Raw genomic sequence first — 23747 nt, 5'->3', positions numbered from 1 at the left:
AAAATTATGTCGTCAAAGAATGTTAGATTAGAAGTCATGCAGTTTTTAGAAAAAGACGTTGAATCCTTAATAGAAAAATACCTGATCCCCGTAGAAAAAATATGGCAGCCCACCGATTTTTTACCGAATTCTGAAGGAAACCGTTTTTTTGAAGAACTTACAGAAATACGAGAACTCTCAAAAGAATTGCCCTACGATTTCTGGGTGGTTCTGGTAGGCGATATGATTACCGAAGAAGCCTTACCCACCTACGAATCGTGGTTAATGGATGTAGAAGGCGTTAACCAAGTAGATGGCGAAAATGCTTGGGCAAAATGGGTGCGCCATTGGACCGCCGAAGAAAACCGCCATGGCGATGTACTTAACAAATACCTGTACCTTTCGGGGCGTGTTAACATGCGCGAAATTGAAAAAACCACACAACATTTAATTGCCGACGGTTTCGATATTGGCACCGATAGAGACCCATACAAAAACTTTGTTTACACCAGTTTTCAAGAATTGGCAACCTATGTATCGCACAACCGGGTGGCTAAATTGGCTAAAGAAAAAGGCAACAAGCAACTGGCTAAAATGTGCAAGATTATTTCGGGAGACGAGATGCGGCACCACCACGCTTACTCAGAGTTTGTGGAGCGTATTTTTAAAGTCGATCCTAGCCAAATGATGCTGGCGTTTCATTATATGATGAAACAAAAAATAACCATGCCTGCCCACTTTTTAAGAGAGTCTGGAGATAAAATAGGTACAGCTTTCGAAGAGTTTTCAAACACAGCGCAACGCATTGGGGTTTATACCTCAAAAGATTATGTAGATATATTGCAAAAGCTAATTAACCGTTGGGAAATCGATAAAATTACAAACCTAAGCGATGAGGCCGAAAAAGCCCGGGATTACCTTATGAAACTCCCAAACAGAATGATGCGTTTGGCAGACCGTATTAAAATACCGGAAAACTCATTTCAGTTTAAATGGGTAGAACCTGCAAGAATTAAATAGTAATCGATTTAAAAAAGGGGCTGTCTTTAAAAATAAGTTCTATTGTCTCATTAAGCACTTCAACTAAGCTCAGTACAGGCTCTATCTAAATGTTTTACGCTATTAACAATCAATAAAAGATTTCAACTCTAGTTTATCCTGAGCGCAGTCAAAAGGCTCAACCTAACAAAAAGATATACTTTTATTTTATACCGCTTCTTTTTTATTTTTATACCATGCATGCATCCGAAGAACTCCTAAACAAAACCAAAGCCTTTGTAAAAAAAACACTAGCCAATGCCGAGGGCGGACACGATTGGTTTCACATAGAGCGTGTTTATAAAAACGCTTTGCTCATTTCAAAACATGAAAAAGTAAATGTGCTTGTTGTTCAATTGGGTGCCTTACTTCACGATATTGCCGACAGTAAATTTAATAATGGCGACGATACCGTTGGGCCTAAAATAGCACGCGAATTTTTGTTTAAGCTCAATATAGATTCTGCGATTATCGAACATGTTGTAAAAATTATTGAAAACATATCCTATAACAAATCCATTGAAAAAGGGCAAAAATTCAAATCGTTAGAATTAGGTGTGGTACAAGATGCCGACAGATTAGATGCCATTGGCGCCATTGGTATTGCACGTTGTTTTAATTATGGTGGTTTTAAAAACAGAGCGCTTTATAATCCGGAAATTAAGCCAAACCTAAATATGAGCAAAGCCGAATATAAAAGCTCAGATGCGCCAACCATCAATCATTTTTACGAAAAACTATTGCTGTTAAAAGATAAAATGAATACCAAAACCGGGAGGCAAATTGCGCAAAACCGGCACGATTATATGCTCGGTTTTCTCAATCAGTTTTATAACGAATGGAACGCTAAAGCTTAACACAAACGGTAAATTTATCTGCCATTCCGGATGAGGCACGAGGAGGAATCCCATAATTACTGGATTTCTCGTTGGTTGTTCATCACGCTATCAAAATACCGCTGCACATAAAACCAATGCTTGATTTGGCAATCAATCATAGATGTATTAATAAAACCCACGTTTAAAACAACTTTAATTGACTAGTTTTATAAGGCTCGTGTAAATCGCAATTTAATTTCGGCATAACCTTATTTTTAAAATACTTTTTTCTAGCCAAATGCACCAACATATTTATTTGTTCGGCAATTTTACCTTCGCCTCGCATACGTGTCCCATAACGGCTATCGTTTAATGTTCCGCCGTGGCAACTTTCAATTTGATGCAGCACTTTATCGGCGCGATCGGGCATGGTTTTTTTAATCCAATCGGTAAAAATTTCGCCTATGGCGCCATTAAGCCTTACAATGGTATGCGCTATTCCTAAAGCACCATTATCTGATGCGGCTTTTGCCAATGGTAAAATTTCGTGGCTGTTTATAGACGGAATAATAGGCGCTAACATCACGTTAACAGGAATCTCATTTTCACTTAATGTTTTAACGGTTTCCAATCGTTTTTTTATGGTAGTAGTTCGGGGTTCTAAAAGGCGTCGTGTATCTTCGTTCAGCGATGTAATCGATAGGTTTACACCAATTAAATTATGTTTTGCTAACGCTTTTAAAATATCCAAATCCCTTAAAATCAAAGCGTTTTTTGTAATAATGGCCACTGGGTGTTTGTATTTTAAAAACACCTTTAAACATTGTCGGGTTATTTTAAATTGCTTTTCGGCAGGCTGGTAACAATCGGTATTTCCGGACATCACAATGGGGTGAGCTTTCCAACTTTTCTTTGTAATTAAAGCTTCCAACAGTTTTGGCGCATCTTTTTTTACCATAATACGGCGTTCAAAATCCAATCCAGCGCTATAGCCCCAAAACTCGTGGGAGTTACGTGCGTAACAGTAAATGCAACCGTGTTCGCAACCTTGGTAGGCATTCATGGAGTATGCCATACCAATATCGGGGCTCTCCACTTTATTCACTATGGTTTTTGGGAACACCTCAAGATACAGCGTTTTGTTTTTATCGCTGGCTTCACCTTCTTTATGGCAGAATTCTAAAAAATCGTCGCGTATGTCGTGGCTTAATTCGAAAAAACGATTGGGAGCATTAAGCTGTGCGCCACGGCCTTTTATGGTAGATTTTGGGTTCATTACAGTAAAAATAAAGGTTGAATTTGCCTTGAAAGGCTCTTTAAAATTACTTATAATTTGTTTTGGAAAGTGTTAAAATATAGACAGGTTGTTAACAAAGTTGATGAATTGAGGTTTAAGCATTAAAAAACAGAGATAAATATCTGCCCATTTTTATCTTGATTTTGTAGAAAATTTCAGCTAGATTTGTTTGGCTTCCAATATAAATTATTAAAATGATTTTCAAATAGTTAAATCATTGAAAATAAGCTAAAAAAATGCTCTACAAAAGCAATAATAAGAAGAAATAAAATATATGTTCGAACAAACATTTAAAAATATAGACGACCTGCTTTACAAAGATTCTGGAGCAGATAGCGAATTAGATTACATTGGGCAAACCTCTTGGGTAATGTTCTTGCGCTACTTGCACGAGTTAGAACAAGACAAAGCAGACGAAGCCGAATTAAAAGGGGAAACTTACAACTTTATTTTAGATGAACAATACCGTTGGCCAAATTGGGCAATGCCAAAAGTAAAAGTAATAAAAGGGAACACTGAGGTTCTCGAAGTGGACCATCACGCGGCTTTAACAGGACCAGATTTAGTGGCTTTTGTAGATGGAAAGCTATTTCCGTACCTCGCAAAATTTAAACAAGAAGCAGATTCTGCAAATAGCATTGAATACAAGATTGGGGAAATTTTCTCTGAACTTAAAAACAAGATCCAATCTGGTTATAACCTGCGTGAGATTTTAGAATATGCAGACCAACTGCCTTTCCGTGCTTCAAGTGATAAACATGAGTTAAGCCACCTATACGAAACCAAGATTAAAAACATGGGAAATGCAGGCAGAAATGGCGGGCAATACTACACACCAAGACCACTTATTCGTGCTATGATTAATGTGATTAACCCACAAATAGGCGAAAAAATTTATGATGGTGCAGCAGGTTCTTGTGGCTTTTTATGTGAAGCTTACGAGTACATGTACCAGCGCATGGAAAAAACCACAGACAACCTTAAAACCTTACAAGAAAACACCCTTTACGGCAAAGAAAAAAAGAACTTAGCCTATGTAATTGGAATAATGAATATGATTTTGCATGGTATTGAAGCACCAAATATTATACATACCAATACATTGGGCGAAAATATACGCGACATACAAGAGAAAAACCGCTACCATGTAATTTTAGCAAATCCGCCATTTGGAGGAAAAGAACGCAAAGAAATCCAGCAGAATTTTGACATAAAAACAGGAGAAACCGCTTTCTTGTTTATGCAACATTTTATAAAGAGTTTAAAAACTGGCGGTCGTGCAGCCATTGTTATTAAAAACACCGTATTAAGCAATACCGATAATGCTTCTGTTGCATTGCGTAAACACCTATTAGAAAGCTGTAATCTGCATACCATTTTAGATATGCCAGCAGGTACTTTTACAGGTGCAGGCGTTAAAACCGTTGTCTTGTTTTTTACAAAAGGCGAACCTACCAAAAACATTTGGTATTACCAATTAGACCCAGGACGAAACATGGGAAAAACCAATCCTTTAAACGATAAGGATATGGAAGAATTTGTCAAATTACAAAAGGATGTCACCCTGAGCTTGTCGAAGGGCGAAACCGAAAAATCTTGGACTATAAAAGTAGCAGATATAGACGACACTACTTTTGATTTATCTACCAAAAACCCAAACACACCAGAAGAAACACCTTTGCGTAGCCCTGAAGAAATATTAGCAGAAATGGAAACTTTGGATGCAGAAACCAATACGATACTTAAATCTATTAAAGCGTTGATATGATTGGATGGATGTATATATTAGAGTGCTCTGACGGAAGCTACTACACAGGGAGTGCAAATAATTTGGAGCTGCGTTTTCAACAACACCAAAATGGAGAAGGTGCAAATCATACAAAAAAAAGATTACCAGTTAGGCTGTTATATTTTGAAGAATTTCAAAGAATTGATGAGGCTTTTTACAGAGAAAAACAAGTGCAAGGATGGAGCAGAAAAAAGAAGGAAGCCCTAATACTTGGCTTTCATGAAAAGTTACCAGAACTTTCAAAAAATTACACTCAATATAGAGGGGATGTGGTTTCGACAAGCTCAACCACCGAAAAAACAACAAGTTCAACCACCGAAAAAACAATAAGCTCAACCACCAATATAAATCCGTTGCCTGAGCCTGTCGAAGGCAACACTCAAAAATTAAAGAGTTAATATGAGAGAAGGATGGATTTGTGAGGAGTTAAGTAATTGTATCAAATTAAAAAGTGGTAATGGTCTAACTGCTAAAAAAATGGTTACAGGTAAATTCCCTGTTTTTGGAGGTAATGGTATTGCAGGTTATCATAACACTTATAATTTAGAGGGAAAAAATATAATAATCGGACGTGTTGGTGCTCAATGTGGAAATGCACGTTTTATTGATGAAAAGATATGGTTGACTGATAATGCATTTAAGATTTCTGAATTTATACATGATTTTGATTTTCAATTCTTGTACTACCTTTTAAATCATGTTGATTTGAGAAGTTATGCTCGACAAGCAGCTCAACCAGTAATTTCAAACTCTTCATTAAAAAAAGTAAAATTATGTTTTCCTACGTCTCTAACAGAACAAAAACAAATCGTAGCCATACTCGATAAAACCTTTGCAGCCATAGACCAAGCCAAAGCCAATATTGAAAAAAACATAGCAAACGCTAAAGAGTTGTTTCAATCTAAACTCAATGACATTTTTAGCCACACTTCAACAGGCTCAGGGCAAGCAGGCAATGGTTGGGAGGAGAAGACTTTGGGGGAAGTTGCGAATGTTAGCTATGGCTTTACAGACAAATCAACTTCAGATGGGGACTATAGATATATCCGAATTACTGATATTGATAAGAATGGTGAATTAGATGAAAGTGGAAAAGTTTATATAAAATCTTCAGAGAAAGCACTTGAATTTATTCTAAAGGACAACGATTTATTAATGGCTAGAACTGGAGCAACTTTTGCAAAAACTCTTCTTTATAAAGATTATGAACCCTCAATTTTTGCATCCTATTTAATAAAGATATCTTTTACAGAAAATATTTCAAATGAGCTTTATTGGTATTTTACTAAATCTGGATATTATTGGGAACAAGCTAATAATTTATCCTCAGGCTCTGCTCAACCCCATTTTAATGGTGCAGCTTTAAAGAAAGTCAAATTTTCTTATCCGACAGAAACTAAGAAACAAAATGATTTAATAGAAATAATAAAAGGATTCGACATTTCAACAAAAAAAATAATTTTTTCCTATGAGCAAAAACTAATCAAATTAGAAGACCTCAAAAAATCAATCCTTCAAAAAGCTTTTGCAGGAGCATTAACCAGTCCTGAAAGGACGCCTTCTATCAAGGATGGAAGCATTCCATCCCTATTAGACACAAACAAATAAAAACCCTAAAAGGGTGTTGTAAATGATAAGTAATGAACTGATATATAAAAAACATAAAAGGGTGATATAAACTATGGGACAGTCACTCGTACAGAACTACATACATATCGTCTTTAGTACCAAGTACAGAGAAGAACTCATTTATCCACCCTATGAGCAAGAATTGCATGCGTATTTAGGTGGTGTATGTAACGAGTTAGAATGCCCAGTTTTAATAGTTGGCGGATATACCAATCATATTCATATTTTATGTATGTTGTCCAAAAAAATAGCTTTAATGACTTTAGTACAAAAAATAAAAGCCCATTCAAGCAAATGGATAAAAACGAAAGATAAAAGTTTGGCTAATTTCTTTTGGCAAGATGGTTATGGTGCGTTTTCAGTAAACCCAAGAGAAGTAGATGTGGTAATTAATTATATAAAAAATCAACACGAGCACCATAGCAAAAAAGATTTTAAGGAAGAATATAGAAGTTTTCTAAAGACGTGTAACGTAGATTATGATGAAAAATATGTTTGGGAATAGATATATCGCCCTTTCAGGGCTTTACGCAGCATATCATTATAAGGCAGGACTTCGTCCTACCTTTTTGAACATCATCCCTTCGGGATTAAAAACCAAAAACAAATGAACGAAGAACAAACCAAATACGATTTAATAGAACCAGCATTGCGTGAGGCAGGTTGGGGCATAGTTGAAGGCACTAAGGTTTGGAAAGAGTTCCCCATTACACAAGGAAGAATAATTGGTCAAAATAGAAGAGCTCAACCACTCAAAGCAGATTATGTATTACAATACAAAAACAGGCGCATTGGCATTGTAGAAGCAAAAAAAAGAGATTTATACTATACAGATGGCGTTGGGCAAGCCAAAGATTATGCAGAGCGATTAAATATTCGTTTTAGTTATGCCACCAATGGTTTGCAAATCTATGGAATAGATATGGACGATGGTACAGAAGGCGATGTATCCAACTATCCTACACCAGACGAGCTTTGGGAAATGACTTTTCCAACACCTAAAGAAGCGTACAAAGTGGAGATTGCCAATTGGAAAGAACGCTTATTTGCCATCCCATTTGAAGACAGAGGTGGTACTTGGCAACCCAGATATTACCAACAAAACGCCATTGCCAAAGTGTTGGAAGCTGTTTCAGAGAAAAAAGACAGAATCTTGCTCACATTAGCCACAGGAACAGGAAAAACAGCCATTGCCTTTCAAATTGCTTGGAAACTGTTTCATGCCAAATGGAATTTAAAACGTGATGGAAATCGTGCACCTCGCATTTTATTTTTAGCAGACAGAAACATATTGGCAGACCAAGCCTTTAATTCGTTTAACGCCTTTGATGTTATTGATGAAAATATAAAAGTAAGAATTCGTCCTTCCGAAATAAAAAAGAAAGGTAGTGTACCAACCAATGGAAATGTGTTTTTTACCATTTTTCAAACCTTTATGACAGATGCGCAGAAAAATGCTTATTTAGAAGAGGCTCCTGAAGATGAAGCAATTACAAAAAAACAACCAGAGGATTTTAATTTCGGACAGTATGCACCCGATTTTTTCGATTTCATAATTATAGACGAGTGCCATCGTGGTGGTGGAAATGATGAAAGTTCTTGGAGAGCCATCATGGATTATTTTTCGCCTGCTGTACAACTGGGTTTAACCGCTACCCCAAAACGAGATGTAAACGGAGACACTTACAATTATTTTGGCGACCCTGTTTATACCTATAAGTTAAAAGATGGTATTAATGATGGTTTCTTAACACCTTTTAAGGTAAAAGAAATTCAAACCAATTACGATGAATATACGGTAACCAAAGATGACACCATTTTGTTTGGTGATGTAGAAGTTGGAGATACGTTTACCTATCGAGATTATGGTCGTAAAATAATCATTCAACAAGTTGAAGCATACAGAGTTAAAAAATTCTTGGAAATCATTAACCAAAGTCAAAAGTCGCTGGTGTTTTGTGCAACACAAAAGCATGCTGCTTTAATTAGAGATTTAATCAATCAACATTCAACTAGTACGAGTACCAATTATTGTAATCGTGTAACAGCAGATGATGGCAACATAGGAGAACAGCATTTACGCAATTTTCAAGATAATGAAAAAAGCATTCCAACAATACTAACAACTTCTCAAAAGCTAAGCACAGGTGTTGACGCACCAGAACTAAGAAACATTGTGTTGCTTCGTCCAGTAGATTCTATGGTAGAATTTAAACAAATCGTTGGGCGCGGTACACGATTGTTTGATGGTAAGGATTATTTCACGGTATTCGATTTTGTACATGCACACCATCATTTCCAAGACCCAGAATGGGATGGAGAACCATTAGAACCAGAACCACCAACAGGAGGCGGAACACCAAGACCTTGCAACGTTTGCAATATATCTCCTTGTATTTGTGCCAAAGAACCTGAACCAGATTATGTGTGTACTAAGTGTGATAATGCACCTTGTGTTTGTGATACACTACCGCGACAAATGATTAAAGTTAGACTTTCAGATAATAAAGAGCGGGAGATAGATTCTATGGTAAAAACTACTTTCTGGAGTCCAGAAGGCAAACCCATTGGGCACCAAGAATTTTTAGACCAGCTTTTTGGCGATTTACCAGAATTCTTTAAAAGTGAAGATGAGTTACGAAAAATTTGGAGTTTACCAAGCACCCGTAAAAACCTATTGACTGAATTAGAAGAAAAAGGATATACCAATGCGCAATTAGAAGATTTACGTCGATTAATTCATGGAGAAGATAGCGACCTTTTTGATGTGTTAAGTTATGTGGCTTATCACAAAGACCTTGTTGCAAGATTAGAACGCGCAAGTAGAGCTAAAATCCAAATGAATGAATACAACCAAAAACAACAAGAATTTTTAAATTTTGTCTTGGAACAATACGTAAAAGAAGGAGTTGATGAATTAGACGACTCAAAACTTCCTGACTTGTTGGAATTGAAATACAAAGCCATTGCAGATGCAAAACGCGAATTAGGAGATATTAAATCGATTAGAGAAACCTTTATCGGATTTCAAGAATACTTATACCAAGAAAGAGCCATCTAGAGAGGGGTGCCAAACCTAAATCTACTTCCCTATAAAATCCGCTCTACGCTTCTCTAAAAAAGCGGTGGTGCCTTCGGTAAAATCCTGGGTATCAAAACAGTTTCCAAATTCAAAAATTTCAACCTCAAAACCATTGGTGCCGTCTTTATAATTTGCGTTAACGGCTTTAATGGCGGCACCAATGGCCACCGGGGAGTTTCGGGCTATTTTACCGGCTATTTTTTCGCACAACGGCAACAAATCTTCGGGTGCGGTTACGTGGTTAACCAAACCGTAGCTTAAGGCTTGGTTAGTATCAATCATGCCTGCGGTCATAATCAGTTCCAAGGCGCGTCCTTTGCCAATAAGCTGCGGTAAACGCTGTGTACCACCATACCCCGGGATAACACCAAGCGATACTTCGGGCAGTCCCATTTTGGCATTGTTGCTGGCCACCCTAAAATGGCAGGCCATGGCAAGCTCCAGTCCGCCACCAAGGGCAAAACCGTTAATAGCGGCAATGGTTGGAGTAGATAGGTTTTCAATAAAATCGAACAATAATTCCTGACCCTTTTGGGCTAGTTTCTTGCCTTTTTTAGAATCGAAATGGGCAAATTCCGATATATCTGCACCTGCAACAAAGGCCTTTTCTCCGCTGCCCGTTACAATAATAACCTTGGTGTTTTTATCGGTATCGGCATGTTTAAAAGCCGCATGTAATTCCTTAATGGTAGCCTTGTTTAAAGCGTTTAGTTTACTAGGGCGGTTTACGGTTATGGTTGTAATGCCCTGGCTAAATGCGGTTAAAATGTTATTGTAATTCATGTTGTAATGCTTTTGGAAATGTTACTGTAAATGTTGTGCCTTTATCTTTTTCTGAGGTAAACGTAATGCTGCCCTTATAGGTTTCCACAATGTTTTTCACCATGGCCAACCCAAGGCCCATTCCGCTGGTTTTTGTGGTAAATTTGGGCTCGAAAACCTTTACCCTGTTTTCTTCTGAAATACCGTTGCCATTATCTGAAACTATAATCTTTACATGGTTGTTTTCTGAAGTTACCAGAACAGCAACACTTGGGTTTTCATTGTTTTCCGGAATGGATTGAATGCCGTTTTTTACCAGATTGGTAACCACCCGAATAAGCTGTGTACGGTCTAATTTGGCAACTATCTCGTCTTCATCGGCTTGAAAATGAATATAATCTTCGTTAAAGATATCTAAGGCCAGCTTAACGATTTTTACAACGTTCAAGGTTTCGTTTTGTTGCGCTGGCATTTTGGCAAAGTTAGAAAACGCCGAAGCTATAGAGCTCATGGTATCAATTTGCTGTATTAAGGTTTTGCTGTACTCGTCAACTTTGTTATGAATGTTTTCGTCTTGCGGATTAAACTTACGTTGAAAGTTTTGAACCGTTAAACGCATGGGCGTTAATGGGTTTTTAATTTCGTGCGCCACTTGTTTTGCCATTTCTCTCCAAGCTTGTTCGCGCTCGCTCTTTGCCAATTGTACCGCACTCTCCTCTAGCTCGTCAATCATACTGTTGTAAGATTTTACAAGGGTAGATATTTCTTCGCTGGTATCTTCTATTTCTATTTTTTCGTTGCGCTTCTCTAAGCGTGTCGCATTAATTTTATCGCTAATGGTTTTTAGCGATTTAGTAATGTATTTTGATAATAAAAAAGCAATACCAATGGCTATAAGCAATACAAACAAATAAGCATAGGCGATACGCTCTAAAAAGGCGTCTAATTCCTTAGAGAGAAAACTATCTCTTTCTAAATAAGGTATGTTCAATATGGCCAAAGGTTTGGATTTACTATCGTTAATATAGGTGTATAAAGACTGGAAAGTCTCACCGTTTTCTTTATGGTAATCTACAAACCTATGCTCTGGGGCATTGGTAATACTGTTTATTTTCAAGGTATTAGACAGGTCGTTAAGTATGTGTGCCGCAATACATTTATCTTTTAAACTGGGCTGCATGTTGGCTTTCGATGAGATTAAAAGTGCGCCCTCTAAATCGAATAGGTTAATCTGCAGGCCATGTATTTCGGCTATGTTGCCTATTTCTTCTTTAAAAATCAATGGAATGTTCTCGGTTTTAACTTCCCAGGTGTTTTGTCGTCCATTCAAAACCCTGCCAATATGGGTCTTTATACTATGCTCTTTGCGCTCTAAGCGTTGTTTGTGGTAGTCTTTGGTTTCTTCGCGGTATTGGTAAATGGCTACGGCTGCAATTAAAATAGAGGCCAATAACACCAGCAGTATCATGGTTAAAAAAATACGTGTCCGCAAAGAGAGTTTCCTTAATTTCATTTGAAGTAATAATGCATAAATATAGTAATAATCAAACCAAAGCCCCTAAGGCTTATTTAAAAAACCAAACAAGAACCAGTACTTGGCAGGCACCAAGGTTTAAGGCACTGCAATAAACTGAGCTAAAGAGAAAGCCAGTGTGTTTTTTTTGTGATGGGCTTACACTATCTTGTTTAAAGCCCAAGAAGGAACAATTAACTCTGTTGTGGGCGGCTCAGGATAAGCAAAAACGCATCAATCTAACTTATCGGTTAATTTTTTAAAGATCTTTTTTGGATTTTTGTTTTCGTATAATATCGCGTAAACGGCATTTATAATGGGTATTTTTGCTTTTTTACCATTTTTTTCGTGCAGTAAATGGGCACTTTTTGTAGCGTAGTAGCCCTCGGCAATCATATTCATTTCCATTTGAGCAGACTTTACGGTATAGCCTTTACCTATCATGTTTCCAAACATACGGTTTCTAGAAAACACCGAGTAGCCCGTTACCAACAAATCGCCCAGATATGCCGAATTATTAATGTTACGCTTCATTTTATGGCGCTTTTTTATAAAACGCTTCATCTCTCTTATGGCATTGCTCATCAGTACACTCTGGAAATTGTCGCCATAACCCAAGCCATGTGCAATTCCTGCAGCAATAGCATAAATGTTTTTTAGCATTACGGCATATTCTACACCAATAATATCGTCGCTAATTTTAGTTTTAATGTAATCGCTAGATAAGTTATTGGCTATGTGTTGCGCCTTTTTGGCATCGGAACACGATACCGTTAAATACGACAAACGCTCTAAGGCAACCTCTTCGGCATGGCAAGGGCCCGCAATTACAGCAATATTGTTATAGGGGATTTTATAAACCTCATGAAAATGCTCGCCAACCAACAAACCGGTTTCGGGCATTATGCCTTTTACCGCAGAAACTATAATCTTGTTTCCAATGTTAGTAGTTAATTTTTCTAATTCTGAGTGCATAAAAGCCGATGGAATTACAAATATCAATACATCGGCATATTCGGCAATTTCATTAATATCGTTGCTTAGTTTCAATTGTTCTAAATGAAACTCTACCGAGCTTAAATAACTCGGGTTGTGCTGTTCTTTAAGCAAATGTTCTTTGGTGTAAACACTACGCATGTACCACCCTACTTCATCTAAATTTTCGCAAAGCATTTTTACAATGGCCGTTGCCCAACTTCCTGCACCAAAAACCGCATATTTTAAAGGTTTGTCCATAAAAAACATAAATTGTTTAAGTGCCAAAAATACATAAAATATTTATCTGCCTTAAGCATGTACTCAATAAAGATCAATCTATAGAAAAAGGGCCAAAAACCAAAACATATTAAATTTTTGGCACGCGTTTTGAAACCCTTTTTACAGAAACCCTAAAATGTTTTAATTATGAAAGCCGTAAAATTACTTTTAACCTTCGCCTTAGCCTCAACACTTTTTACAGCCTGTTATGTAGAAACCAACATAATCGAAGAGGAACCCACAGTTTCAATTCACCAATTGTTAAGCACCTACGAGCTGTGGTACGTAGATATTAACAGCACCAGCGGTTATGGCACGACCCCGTTTTTACAAAAAGCGTTTACTATATCGTTTAAAAACGGTGTTATGTACGCCAACAACAACTTGGTGGGCATTGGCAGCAGTGGCAACGGCTACGGTATTGCGGTGGCAAATTACGATGCTTACGACATGATTTTAGATGTAACACACGACATTGATGGCTTTGAGACTTTTGATGTGTATCAAATTGACAACAATACCATAGAATTGTACAATCCCAATAACGATACATCGTACTTTTTAGACGGCTACCAACGCAGTAATTTCGATTACGATTTTGTGTTTTATGACAATATTCATTATTTCTTACAAGAATACGAAGCTTGGGAAAAAACATATACCAGCGAATTTGGAGCGATTAATGAATTTGATAACGAAAATTATTTACAGTTTTTGGCCGGCGGAAACGATGAAACCTTTAGAAGCTCGCAAGACGAAACCGGAATTAGCACAAACAACCTGGTTTGGGATTACACAGGCGTTTACGGCGTTGGAAACGTAACCGGAAACACCATGCTTAAAACTTTAACATTAGATTATAATTACTTCAACAATGAATATTTTGAATTAAGCGTTATTAATGATGCAAAGATAGAACTGTACCACCCTACTTCTGAAACCGTTTACCGGTTTGAAGGCAGAGGATATATACAGTATTTAAAAAACAGCAATGCAAAAAAAGCATCAGTAAAAAGAAACGACATGCGTAAGCATAGAAAAAACAAAATAGACAACCCAAGAGAAAACACTAGGGTTAACTAAGAATTTGGTTGGTTATTTAGTTAAAAAACTGTCTTGGGCAATTTGCCTTAGGCAGTTTTTTTTGTTTAAAAACAAGTAAGTTTTCAATTAAAAATCATTCCTATAAACCACATTAAAACATTTGTTGTTTTTTTAATTTACTCAGGATTAATTTCCAATAAGCATTGCACCTGTTTGTTTAACAGATTAGAATTAAACGTATATTCTCGATTCTAAAAACATAGGGGCATTAAATATTTTTAGACTTAATATGTGACCAAAAAATCTTTTTGTGTCCAAACCAATGTATCGATAAAATTACGTATTTTAACCCTGCAAAAACTTATTAGTAACCCTTAAAAAAACAAAACAAAATGGGACTATTTTCATTCATTAAAAACGCTGGTGCCAAAGTATTTGGCATAGGAAAAACAGAAGCCGAAGAAGCAGCCGAAGCAGCCGAAGCGAAACTTAAAGCAGAAGCGGCGGCGGCGGCAAGTTTACAAGAAACCGTTGCCGATTTGCAATTACAAGTAGAAAACCTAAACATCCACATAGCCGGAGACACTGCCACCATAAGCGGAATGGCTTACAACCAAGCCACAAAAGAAAAAGTGGTTTTAGTAGTAGGCAATTCAAATGGTATTGCAACGGTTGACGACCAAATGACGGTGGAGCACGTAGAGCCTGAAGCCCAATTCCATACCGTTATCAGTGGCGACACACTAGGCAAAATAGCCAAAAAATATTACGGCAACGCCATGAAATATCCAGAAATTTTCGAAGCCAACAAGCCCATGCTTACGCATCCAGATAAAATTTACCCAGGACAAGTATTACGTATTCCTGCCTTAAACTAATTTAAATCACCTACCTCTTATGCAAAAAGCCAACTAAATTAATAGTTGGCTTTTTTGTTTCTACTGGTCATTCCAGAGCGAAGAAGGAAAATCTGTAAATTATTAGTTGCAATCAAAAAGATTGATAGCCACCCTTCCTTCACAAGAATCAATATTTTTTTAACAATGCTCGTTATAAGCATCAACAAGGTTTTCGGCTATTAATTCTGCTGGCCTGCCTTCAATATGGTGGCGTTCTAACATGTGCACCAATTGGCCATCTTTAAACAAGGCCACACAGGGCGAACTTGGAGGGAACGGTACCATGTGCTCTCGCACTTTGTCCACAGCCTCCTTATCAACACCTGCAAAAACAGTAGTAATATGGTCTGGCCTTTTGGCATTTTGCAAGCTCATGCTAGCTCCTGGGCGCGCATTTGCTGCCGCACAACCGCAAACCGAGTTTACAACCACTAAAGTGGTTCCTTGCTTTGCTAAAGCTGCCTCAACAGCCTCGGCAGTTTGTAATTCTTCAAAACCCACATTGGTTAAGTCTTCGCGCATTGGTTTTACTAATTCTGCTGGATACATATCGTAACTTTTAAATTTATTATTGTTAAGTTGCAAAGTTAATCAAAAAACATATAATTAGTATTGGGCATCCCCTTAAAACGCTTATGGAGCTATAAGGTCAGGCTATATACTACATCTTTTGCAAAAAAAAGCAAAAGGATAAATTTATCCTGAGCTTAGTCGAAGGGCTTCTATCCTTAACCTATAATACCAATTTAATTTTGAAATGTCGTGATGATAAATTGATTTATTTTTTGTTTTAACAAGGCAAAAAATATCAGCATAGCCATAGCTACGGTTTTATTTTTTAACGCTGGAAAAACAAAAAAGAAACTATTTATAGCGACATTTTGAGGTTAAATTGGTATAAATTAGTAACAAAACAAAATGAACATAAAAACTTAAATATCGAGATTAAAGCATACGCAAGAATTAGTATATTTACGCATGCAAATTCCCAAAGGAAAAAAAATATATTTCGCCTCAGATAACCACTTAGGCGCTCCAACACAAGAAGCCTCGCGCCCGCGCGAAAAAAAATTCGTAGCTTGGTTAGACGAAGTAAAACACGATGCTGCAGCTATTTTTCTTTTAGGTGATCTTTTCGATTTTTGGATGGATTACAAATATGTAGTACCAAAAGGGTTTACACGAACCTTAGGAAAACTTGCCGAATTATCAGACTCAGGGATTCCAATCCATTTTTTTGTGGGCAACCACGACCTTTGGATGAACGGCTATTTTGAAGAAGAACTAAACATTCCCGTATATCACAAACCAAAAGTATTTAGTTTTAACAACAAAACGTTTTTAATTGGGCATGGCGATGGTTTAGGCCCTGGCGACAAGGGCTATAAACTCATGAAAAAAGTATTTACAAATCGGGTATGCAAATGGCTATTTAGGTGGCTACACCCTGATTTGGGGGTACGTTTAGCACAACACCTATCGGTAAAAAACAAACTTATTTCTGGAGAAGACGATGCCAAATTTCTGGGAGAAGAAAACGAGTGGCTCGTACAATATTGCAAGCGAAAACTAAAAGACCAACACCGCGATTTCTTTATTTTTGGACACAGGCATTTGCCACTGGATATAGACCTAAACGAAACATCCAAATACATTAACCTGGGCGATTGGATTCAATATTACACCTATGGGGTTTTTGATGGCGAAACCATGGAATTAAAAGAATTTAGCTAATATTTTATTTTAATAACCATTTAAAGAAACGCCAATATTAGCAATAGCACAAACCTTTTTATCTTTACAAGCATGCAAGAATTCCATCTATATTTACTAATTTTTGGAGTAGGGATTGCAGTGGGTTTTATTAACACTATCGCTGGAGGAGGCTCTTTGCTTACTCTACCAATACTTATTTTTTGTGGCTTAGCACCAAGTGTAGCAAACGGCACAAATAGAATAGGTATTGTGTTTCAAACCGCTATGGCCACCGCAGGTTTTAAAAGCAAGGGCGTTTCTACATTTCCGTTTAATGTTTATTTGGGCATTTCGGCCATATTTGGAGCAATTATTGGGGCTAACATTGCCGTAGAGGTTAAGGGTGAAACCTTTAATAAAATTCTCGCCCTTGTAATGATAATTGTAGTGCTTTTAATTCTGTTTAAACCAAAACTAAATACTACCGATATACAAGAACGGCTTACGGGAAAATATTTATGGGTGGGCATAATTGCCTTTTTCTTTTTTGGTATTTATGGCGGGTTTATTAATGCCGGATTGGGTTTTATAGTTATTTTATTTTTGCATTTTTTCCATAAAATGAATTTGGTTAGGGTAAACGCCACAAAAGTTGTGGTTGTTCTAATCTATACGCTTTCGGCACTTGTTGTTTTTGTAATAAATGATAAGGTTGATTGGAAAATTGGATTGATTTTAGCCTTGGGAAACGGTATTGGAGCTTGGTTTGGAAGCCGTTTTTCGGTAAAAAAAGGAGAGGGCTTTATTAAATCCTTTTTGGTGGTCATGATTGTAATCATGTCTGTAAAACTTTGGTTCTTCAACTAATACCCATAGTGCAATCAGGCTTTAATATCACGAAGTTTTAATTGAAGCGACACATTGCCCCTAAATTCGTTTTCATCAATAGAATATACGGCCTTAAATGGTTTTTTACCAGAAATCAATTCATATTTATCGCCCATGCCAAAGCCAATACAAACTATACTTTTAGAGGCTTCGGGTTGCGTTGCGGTTAAGCGCAGGTGGGTTTTATCTGCGCCAACGCATTTACCGTAACCGGTATCTATTAAATCTTCTGTTATAAAAACAGGAGTCATATTTGCTGGCCCGTAAGGTGCAAACTGTTTTAAAATCCTGTAAAATTTAGGTGTAATATCGTTTAAATCTATTTTAGCGTCAATTTTAATTTCTGGGGTTAATAAATCCCTGTCAATTGTTTTTGTAACCTCGTCTTCAAAAGCTTGTTTAAAGGCTTCGTAATGCTCCTCTTTTAGTGTTAAACCTGCCGCATATTTATGGCCTCCAAATTGCTCTATGTGCATACTGCATGCCTCAATGGCATTATATACATCGAACCCACGAACAGAGCGTGCCGAGGCTGCTAATTTTTCGCCGCTTTTTGTAAAAACTATGGTAGGCCTGTAATAAGTTTCTGTTAATCGGGAAGCAACAATACCTATAACGCCCTTGTGCCAATCTTCTTGATAAACCACAGTTGTTAAGCGGTTTTGCTCTTTGTTGTCTTCTATTTGCTTTAGCGCTTCTTCTGTTATTTTTTTATCGGTTTCTCGCCTGTCTAAATTATACTCGTCTATTTCAGAGGCATATTGATGTGCTTTATCAATATCTTCTTCGGCCAATAAAGTTACGGCATAATTACCGTGTTTCATGCGTCCCGCAGCATTAATTCTGGGGGCTACAATAAATACCACATCGGTTATGGTGAGTTCGGTTTTTTCAACCTGATCTAAGATGGCTTTTATCCCGGGGCGCGGATTGCTGTTAATAACCATAAGGCCATAATAAGCTAATGTGCGGTTTTCGCCATCAATGGGCACGATATCTGCACCAATGGCTGTGGCAACTAAATCTAGATATTCGGTTAAATCGTCAATCGTTTCTCCGTCTTTTGAGGCCAATGCCTGAACCAGTTTAAAGCCAACTCCACAACCACACAATTCTTTATAGGGGTAATTGCAATCATCTCGTTTGGGGTCTAAAACAGCTGCTGCTTTTGGGATTTCGCTTCCGGGTCTGTGGTGATCGCAGATAATAAAATCGATGCCTAATTTTTTAGCATGGGCTACTTTTTCAACCGATTTAATGCCGCAATCTAAAGCAATAATTAGCGAGAAATCGTTCTCTAAAGCAAAGTTTATGCCTTTATACGATATGCCATAGCCTTCGTCGTACCGATTAGGGATATAAGTATGTACCAGTGGGTATTTGGATTTTAAATAAGTTGACATTAAAGCGACTGCCGTGGTACCATCGACATCGTAATCACCATAAACCAGGATATTTTCTTTATTGGCCATGGCTTTTTCTATGCGCGCTACGGCCAGATCCATATCTTTCATTAAAAACGGATCGTGCAAATCTTTTAACCTGGGCCTAAAGAATGTTTTGGCCTCATCAAAGGTTTCAATACCACGTTGTATTAACAGGGTTGCAATGGGTGTATCTACATGCAATGCTTCTTTTAAAACTGCTATTTTATCGGCTTCGGGTTTTGGCTTCAGTGTCCAACGCATTTAAAAAAAATTTAAGTTTAAAGTGCATTTAGTTGCTTTGTTACTATATTATTTTAGTTTTAATCCAGCTATTGAAATACCCCTATTAAGGTTTAAAAAAAAATTATGTGCCATAGTTTGTTTTGGGCGGCTAAAGGGTTTAACAATTGATGTTAAAAACCAGTATTGGATTAAATTTAAAATAAAACCTTCTTTTGTGTTTAAAAAATCCAATTACTTAAAACATTATTTATTGTGATAATGGACATCTATTTTAATTTCGGCAAAATGACGAAACATTTCCATAACACCGCAATATTTTTCAACCGAAAGATCTACTGCGTTTTTTATTTTGTTTTCATTCAAATCCTTACCGTAAAAATGATAATCTACCGATACTTTGTGGTAGTATTTAGGATGCTCTTGGGTAAGTTCGCCTTCAACAACCATTTTAAAACCATCAATTTTAACGCGCATTTTGTTTAAAACCGAAACCACGTCCAAACCCGAGCAGCCTGCTAACGAAGATAGCATCATCGCCTTTGGCGCCATGCCAGAGTTGGTGCCCCCAAATTCTTCTGAGGCATCCATCATTATAGATTCCCAACGCGGGTTATCCGATTCAAAAACCATATCGCCTTTCCACTGTGTGGTAACTTTATCTGCCATTTTATAAATATTTTTGTTACTTGTAGTTTCAAAAGTACTATTTATATACTTAAAACAATAATCTTGCTATTATTATGAAATCTTTTTTTAAGCTTTTATTGCTGTTTACAACCTTATCTGTGGCTAGCCAAACCACCCATTTTACTTCTAAAATCTATGAAACTTACTATGTTTACAAAGAAACCAGCTTAGATAAAAGGCGCATTAAACACCAAGATATTCAACCTTTAATTAATACGCTTAAAAACAAACCTGGGTTTAGCGTAAATAAAGTGGGGCAATCTATTGAAGGGCGGGATTTAACTTTAATTAGTATTGGTTCTGGCAAAACCAATGTGTTTTTATGGTCGCAAATGCATGGCAACGAACCCACGGCAACTCAGGCTATTTTTGATATTTTTAACCTATTGACCAGTAGCGATTTTTTAAAGGAAAAGGAAACCATACTTAATAGCGTAACGCTTCATTTTTTACCCATGTTAAACCCCGATGGCGCAGAAAAATACATGCGACGCAATATTTTAGGAATAGATATTAACCGAGATGCGCTACGTTTACAATCGCCGGAAGGCCTAACTTTAAAGCGCATTAGAGATAGCCTTAATGCCGATTTTGGGTTTAACCTGCACGACCAAAACATTTATTACAATGCCGAACTTACCAACAAACCGGCAACCATTTCGTATTTGGCACCGGCCTATAATTACGAAAAAGACATTAACCAAGTGCGGGGAGATGCTATGAAGCTTATTGTTTTTATGAATAACATTATCCAGAAATACGCACCCGGGCAAGTGGGTAGATACAATGATGCTTTCGAGCCCAGGGCTTTTGGCGACAACATACAGAAATGGGGCACCAGCACCATTTTAATTGAATCTGGAGGCTATAAAAACGATGTTGAAAAACAAGAAATAAGAAAACTAAATTATGTGTCTATTCTATCGGCTATTTATGCCATTGCTAACGGGCAGTACAAAAATATTGCTATTGATGATTACGAAAAAATACCGAGAAACGACAGCAAATTATTCGATTTAAAAATTGAAAATGCCACCTATAATTTATTGGGAAAACCTTATAAAATTGATATTGGCGTGAAGCGTTATGAGGTTGACAATGCAGATCATTCCGATTTTTTTAATGTGGGCAGAATTGTTGACCAAGGCGATTTATCGACCTATTATGGTTACAACACTTTTAACGCGGAAGGTTATACTATTGTTGAAGGCAAAGTACATTACGAGGTTTTTAAAACTGTTGATGCGCTATCGGATCCAAAAGTCTATGAGCTTTTAAAATCGGGTTACACTTATATTAAAATAGAAACGTTGCCCGAAAACAATATTGAGGCTACAAAACCTATCCATTTGGTTAAAACCGATTACGAGTTACTTGAATTTAAAATAAAGCCTGGAGTTAATCCAACGTTTTTGTTGCAAAAAAATGGGGTTAACGAATATGCTGTAATCAATGGGTTTTTAATTGATTTGAAAACTGAAAAGAACGCGCTTAAAAATGCATTGGTTTATAGGTAGTTGTTAATAATTATCGCGAAGCCACTCAAAAATTAATTGCATGCGTTTTTTAACATCGGTTGTAGGTTTTCGGTAATGGTTGTTCATAAAACTAAAAACCAAGGTTTTTCCAGAGTTTGTAATTAAATAACCGCTTAGCGAATAATTATTGCCCAAAGTGCCCGATTTGGCATAAATATAAGGTTTCCCTTCGCCCAAATAATAGTTTGTTAAAGTACCAGATGCTCCGCCAGCAGGAAATAAATTAAACAAGCGTTGCTGCGGAATTTGATTGTGCAATTTTTCGAGCACCTGCACAAAGGATGTTGGTGTAAATAAATTATATCGGCTTAAACCGGAGCCATCAACCCAACGCGGTTTTTGTTTTAAGTCTTTTAATTGTTTGTTTAAAATAGTGTCTCTAATACGTTTTGAACTCAATGTATCTGAAAGTGTTGATGATGCCAAAATAAGCATCTGTTCGGCTAAAAAATTATCGCTAACCAACATCATCCGTTTGTATAACGAATCGGATGGCACACTACTATAAGCTATTTTATCTAATTTTTTTCCATCATATTTAGAAATGGATACTATACCTGGCAATACATCATCCCATAATCTCGATAGTAATAAGGTATCAATTACCATGGGTACTTCAATGGTATCTTTCCGTTTTGGGTTGTAATAAAATGTATTATCGTTAAATTGTCTTCTTTTATTGGATTCTGAAAAATGGACGTGATTTTTTAATGCTTTTGGAATACTTTGCAAACTATCTTGATTACTAATGGCAACCACATTACCATACATGGGGAAGCTGCTTTTTTCTGGACTAAAATAAGTGTCGTAATCTTCCCAAGCCCAACCGGGGCCAAATTTTTCATCCTCTAAATTATTTAAAATCAAATTAACATTTTTATAATTTTTTGCCATTTTTAACGCAGTGCTGTCATTAAAAAACGGATGTAAAAAAGTGGGGTTTCCAATACCTTGAATGGTAATGGTGTCGTTTTCAACACCATATTTAAACGCTGGTATTTGTGCAGGCAACATTTGCAAAGCCGTATATAAAGTAAATATTTTGGTGTTGCTTGCCGGCGTAAAATATTTGTCGGCATTATACTTAAATACGGTGTCTTTTGTTTTTGGATGGTAAACCAGCAATCCCGTAAACTGGTTGTTATAAAAGGAATTACCTAAGTTTTTTGAAATGTAGTTTGATTTACAGCTAAGAAAAAGCAATGCCAATAAACATAAATAAATTAGTTTGTTTTTTAAAGCTCTCAACATTTTAAGAATGGTATTATTCTGTTTCTTACGGAAGGAAATAAAATTCATTTCAAATAAAATTAGAATCACTTTTGATTAAATAATTACCGCGTTAATGGCATTAAAATCTTCAAAAACAGGATTTGATGGGTCAATATCGGTAATGATGGCATCTATTTCGTTAATGGGTACAACGGTATGCCTTTTAACCGACATAAGTTTGCTGCTAATACACATAACCGTAACGTGGTTTGAAGCTTCAATCATCCTTCTTTTTATTCGAGACACGTCCCAATCTTGTTCTGTTAAACCTCTTTTAAGGTTTATGCCGTCCACACCCATAAAGCAAATATCGGCACTTATATTATTAATTGAAGTTACCAAATCTATCCCAACGGTAACCTGGGCCGCTTTATTTAATTTTCCGCCCAAAAAAATAACCTCAATTAAAGGGTGATACGACAGTTGTGTGGCAATGGGCAAGCTGTAAGTGTAAACGGTGGCGTTTATATCTGGTGGAATAATTTTAGCCAATTCTAAATTGGTCGAGCTGCCGCTCATAATAATGGCTTGCCCGTTATGTATTAAATTAACGGCTTTTTTTGCAATTTTCTTTTTCTTATCAATATCGGCAATACTTCGTTCATCATAAGATAATATCCTGCTTTCTTTTAATAAAGCGCCTCCATGTACTTTATAAACAAGGTTTTTAGATTCTAATTCTTTTAAATCCCGCCTAATGGTATCTTCTGAAACCAGCAACTCTTGACTCAATTTTGCAGACAGTACTTTTTTTTGAGATTTTAGCTTATCTAAAATTGCGTGATGTCTTTCTTGCTTTAGCATAATTTCTATCGAATTTTCACTAAATATGCAACAAACCAATCAAAATTGCAAAAAAACGCAGACAAAACACTTAAAAAACTGCATAT

21 protein-coding genes are annotated in these 23747 nt (G+C 36.7%); 12 read left to right on the top strand and 9 right to left on the bottom strand.

Translation table 11 applies throughout. The features are described from left to right. The first annotated feature begins 6 nt into the window (after positions 1–6). Together ACFSQS_RS11140 and ACFSQS_RS11135 are read left to right on the top strand one after the other, a co-directional pair. The gene (locus ACFSQS_RS11140) at positions 7–999 is read left to right on the top strand and encodes an acyl-ACP desaturase (protein WP_388018574.1); all 993 of its coding nucleotides are present in this window, start codon (positions 7–9) and stop codon (positions 997–999) included. Positions 1000–1214: 215 nt separating this feature from the next. Further along, entirely contained in the window at positions 1215–1874 is a 660-nt protein-coding gene (locus ACFSQS_RS11135) for an HD domain-containing protein (protein ID WP_388018571.1), read from the top strand. Between the two features lie 163 nt (positions 1875–2037). Here ACFSQS_RS11135 and ACFSQS_RS11130 read toward each other — a convergent pair whose 3' ends face one another. Next, positions 2038–3111 (bottom strand): PA0069 family radical SAM protein, encoded by a 1074-nt coding sequence (locus ACFSQS_RS11130; RefSeq protein ID WP_388018568.1) that lies wholly within the window; start codon positions 3109–3111, stop codon positions 2038–2040. Positions 3112–3406: 295 nt separating this feature from the next. Between ACFSQS_RS11130 and ACFSQS_RS11125 the strand changes: the two genes are divergently transcribed. The 5 genes from ACFSQS_RS11125 (at position 3407) to hsdR (ending at position 9611) form a co-directional block, all read left to right on the top strand. Beyond that, positions 3407–4900 (top strand): class I SAM-dependent DNA methyltransferase, encoded by a 1494-nt coding sequence (locus ACFSQS_RS11125; protein WP_388018565.1) that lies wholly within the window; start codon positions 3407–3409, stop codon positions 4898–4900. After that, entirely contained in the window at positions 4897–5319 is a 423-nt protein-coding gene (locus ACFSQS_RS11120) for a GIY-YIG nuclease family protein (protein WP_388018562.1), read from the top strand. Before ACFSQS_RS11125 ends, ACFSQS_RS11120 begins: the two co-directional genes overlap by 4 nt. A 1-nt stretch (position 5320) precedes the next feature. Then, entirely contained in the window at positions 5321–6529 is a 1209-nt protein-coding gene (locus ACFSQS_RS11115; protein ID WP_388018559.1) for a restriction endonuclease subunit S, read from the top strand. 73 nt (positions 6530–6602) lie between these two features. Further along, complete coding sequence (gene tnpA, locus ACFSQS_RS11110) at positions 6603–7055, top strand: IS200/IS605 family transposase (protein ID WP_388018557.1); 453 nt, start codon at positions 6603–6605, stop codon at positions 7053–7055. Between the two features lie 102 nt (positions 7056–7157). After that, entirely contained in the window at positions 7158–9611 is a 2454-nt protein-coding gene (gene hsdR / locus ACFSQS_RS11105) for an EcoAI/FtnUII family type I restriction enzme subunit R (RefSeq protein ID WP_388018554.1), read from the top strand. Positions 9612–9632: 21 nt separating this feature from the next. On the opposite strand, the gene ACFSQS_RS11100 is transcribed toward hsdR, so the two are convergent. The 3 genes from ACFSQS_RS11100 to ACFSQS_RS11090 form a co-directional block, all read right to left on the bottom strand. Next, a complete protein-coding gene (locus tag ACFSQS_RS11100) occupies positions 9633–10415 on the bottom strand; it encodes an enoyl-CoA hydratase/isomerase family protein (RefSeq protein WP_388018551.1) in 783 nt (260 codons plus the stop codon). Next, positions 10402–11862, bottom strand: a complete 1461-nt coding sequence (locus ACFSQS_RS11095) for an ATP-binding protein (protein WP_449267411.1) — start codon at positions 11860–11862, stop codon at positions 10402–10404. Before ACFSQS_RS11095 ends, ACFSQS_RS11100 begins: the two co-directional genes overlap by 14 nt. A 279-nt stretch (positions 11863–12141) precedes the next feature. After that, on the bottom strand, positions 12142–13143 hold the full coding sequence (locus ACFSQS_RS11090) for an NAD(P)H-dependent glycerol-3-phosphate dehydrogenase (protein ID WP_388018545.1): 1002 nt from the start codon (positions 13141–13143) through the stop codon (positions 12142–12144). Between the two features lie 168 nt (positions 13144–13311). Between ACFSQS_RS11090 and ACFSQS_RS11085 the strand changes: the two genes are divergently transcribed. Further along, complete coding sequence (locus tag ACFSQS_RS11085) at positions 13312–14247, top strand: nicotinic acid mononucleotide adenyltransferase (protein ID WP_388018542.1); 936 nt, start codon at positions 13312–13314, stop codon at positions 14245–14247. A gap of 353 nt (positions 14248–14600) precedes the next feature. Continuing rightward, complete coding sequence (gene lysM / locus ACFSQS_RS11080) at positions 14601–15086, top strand: peptidoglycan-binding protein LysM (protein ID WP_388018539.1); 486 nt, start codon at positions 14601–14603, stop codon at positions 15084–15086. Between the two features lie 159 nt (positions 15087–15245). On the opposite strand, the gene ACFSQS_RS11075 is transcribed toward lysM, so the two are convergent. Then, a complete protein-coding gene (locus ACFSQS_RS11075) occupies positions 15246–15656 on the bottom strand; it encodes a BrxA/BrxB family bacilliredoxin (RefSeq protein WP_388018536.1) in 411 nt (136 codons plus the stop codon). 429 nt (positions 15657–16085) lie between these two features. Between ACFSQS_RS11075 and ACFSQS_RS11070 the strand changes: the two genes are divergently transcribed. After that, positions 16086–16841, top strand: coding sequence for a UDP-2,3-diacylglucosamine diphosphatase (locus ACFSQS_RS11070; protein ID WP_388018533.1), 756 nt, complete (start codon positions 16086–16088; stop codon positions 16839–16841). Positions 16842–16913: 72 nt separating this feature from the next. Continuing rightward, positions 16914–17669, top strand: coding sequence for a sulfite exporter TauE/SafE family protein (locus ACFSQS_RS11065; RefSeq protein WP_388018530.1), 756 nt, complete (start codon positions 16914–16916; stop codon positions 17667–17669). Positions 17670–17683: 14 nt separating this feature from the next. Here ACFSQS_RS11065 and recJ read toward each other — a convergent pair whose 3' ends face one another. Both recJ and ACFSQS_RS11055 read right to left on the bottom strand, forming a co-directional pair. After that, positions 17684–19378, bottom strand: a complete 1695-nt coding sequence (gene recJ / locus ACFSQS_RS11060) for a single-stranded-DNA-specific exonuclease RecJ (RefSeq protein ID WP_388018527.1) — start codon at positions 19376–19378, stop codon at positions 17684–17686. A 225-nt stretch (positions 19379–19603) separates the two neighbouring features. After that, positions 19604–20026, bottom strand: a complete 423-nt coding sequence (locus ACFSQS_RS11055) for an OsmC family protein (RefSeq protein ID WP_388018524.1) — start codon at positions 20024–20026, stop codon at positions 19604–19606. 74 nt (positions 20027–20100) lie between these two features. On the opposite strand from ACFSQS_RS11055, the gene ACFSQS_RS11050 reads away from it, so the two are divergent. Further along, on the top strand, positions 20101–21564 hold the full coding sequence (locus ACFSQS_RS11050; RefSeq protein WP_388018521.1) for a M14 family zinc carboxypeptidase: 1464 nt from the start codon (positions 20101–20103) through the stop codon (positions 21562–21564). A 3-nt stretch (positions 21565–21567) separates the two neighbouring features. Here the strand turns inward: ACFSQS_RS11050 and ACFSQS_RS11045 are convergent, their stop codons facing one another. Together ACFSQS_RS11045 and ACFSQS_RS11040 are read right to left on the bottom strand one after the other, a co-directional pair. After that, the gene (locus ACFSQS_RS11045) at positions 21568–22884 is read right to left on the bottom strand and encodes a D-alanyl-D-alanine carboxypeptidase (RefSeq protein ID WP_388018518.1); all 1317 of its coding nucleotides are present in this window, start codon (positions 22882–22884) and stop codon (positions 21568–21570) included. Positions 22885–22911: 27 nt separating this feature from the next. Next, positions 22912–23661 carry a DeoR/GlpR family DNA-binding transcription regulator gene (locus ACFSQS_RS11040; RefSeq protein ID WP_388018515.1) on the bottom strand — a complete coding sequence of 250 codons (750 nt, stop codon included), beginning with the start codon at positions 23659–23661 and terminating at the stop codon, positions 22912–22914. Positions 23662–23747: the final 86 nt, after the last annotated feature.

The organism is Gelatiniphilus marinus (genome assembly GCF_042684345.1).
Lineage (GTDB): Bacteria > Bacteroidota > Bacteroidia > Flavobacteriales > Flavobacteriaceae > Gelatiniphilus > Gelatiniphilus marinus.
The sequence above is the reverse complement of the archived record's forward strand: the minus strand, read 5'-3'. Positions and strand labels throughout refer to the sequence as shown.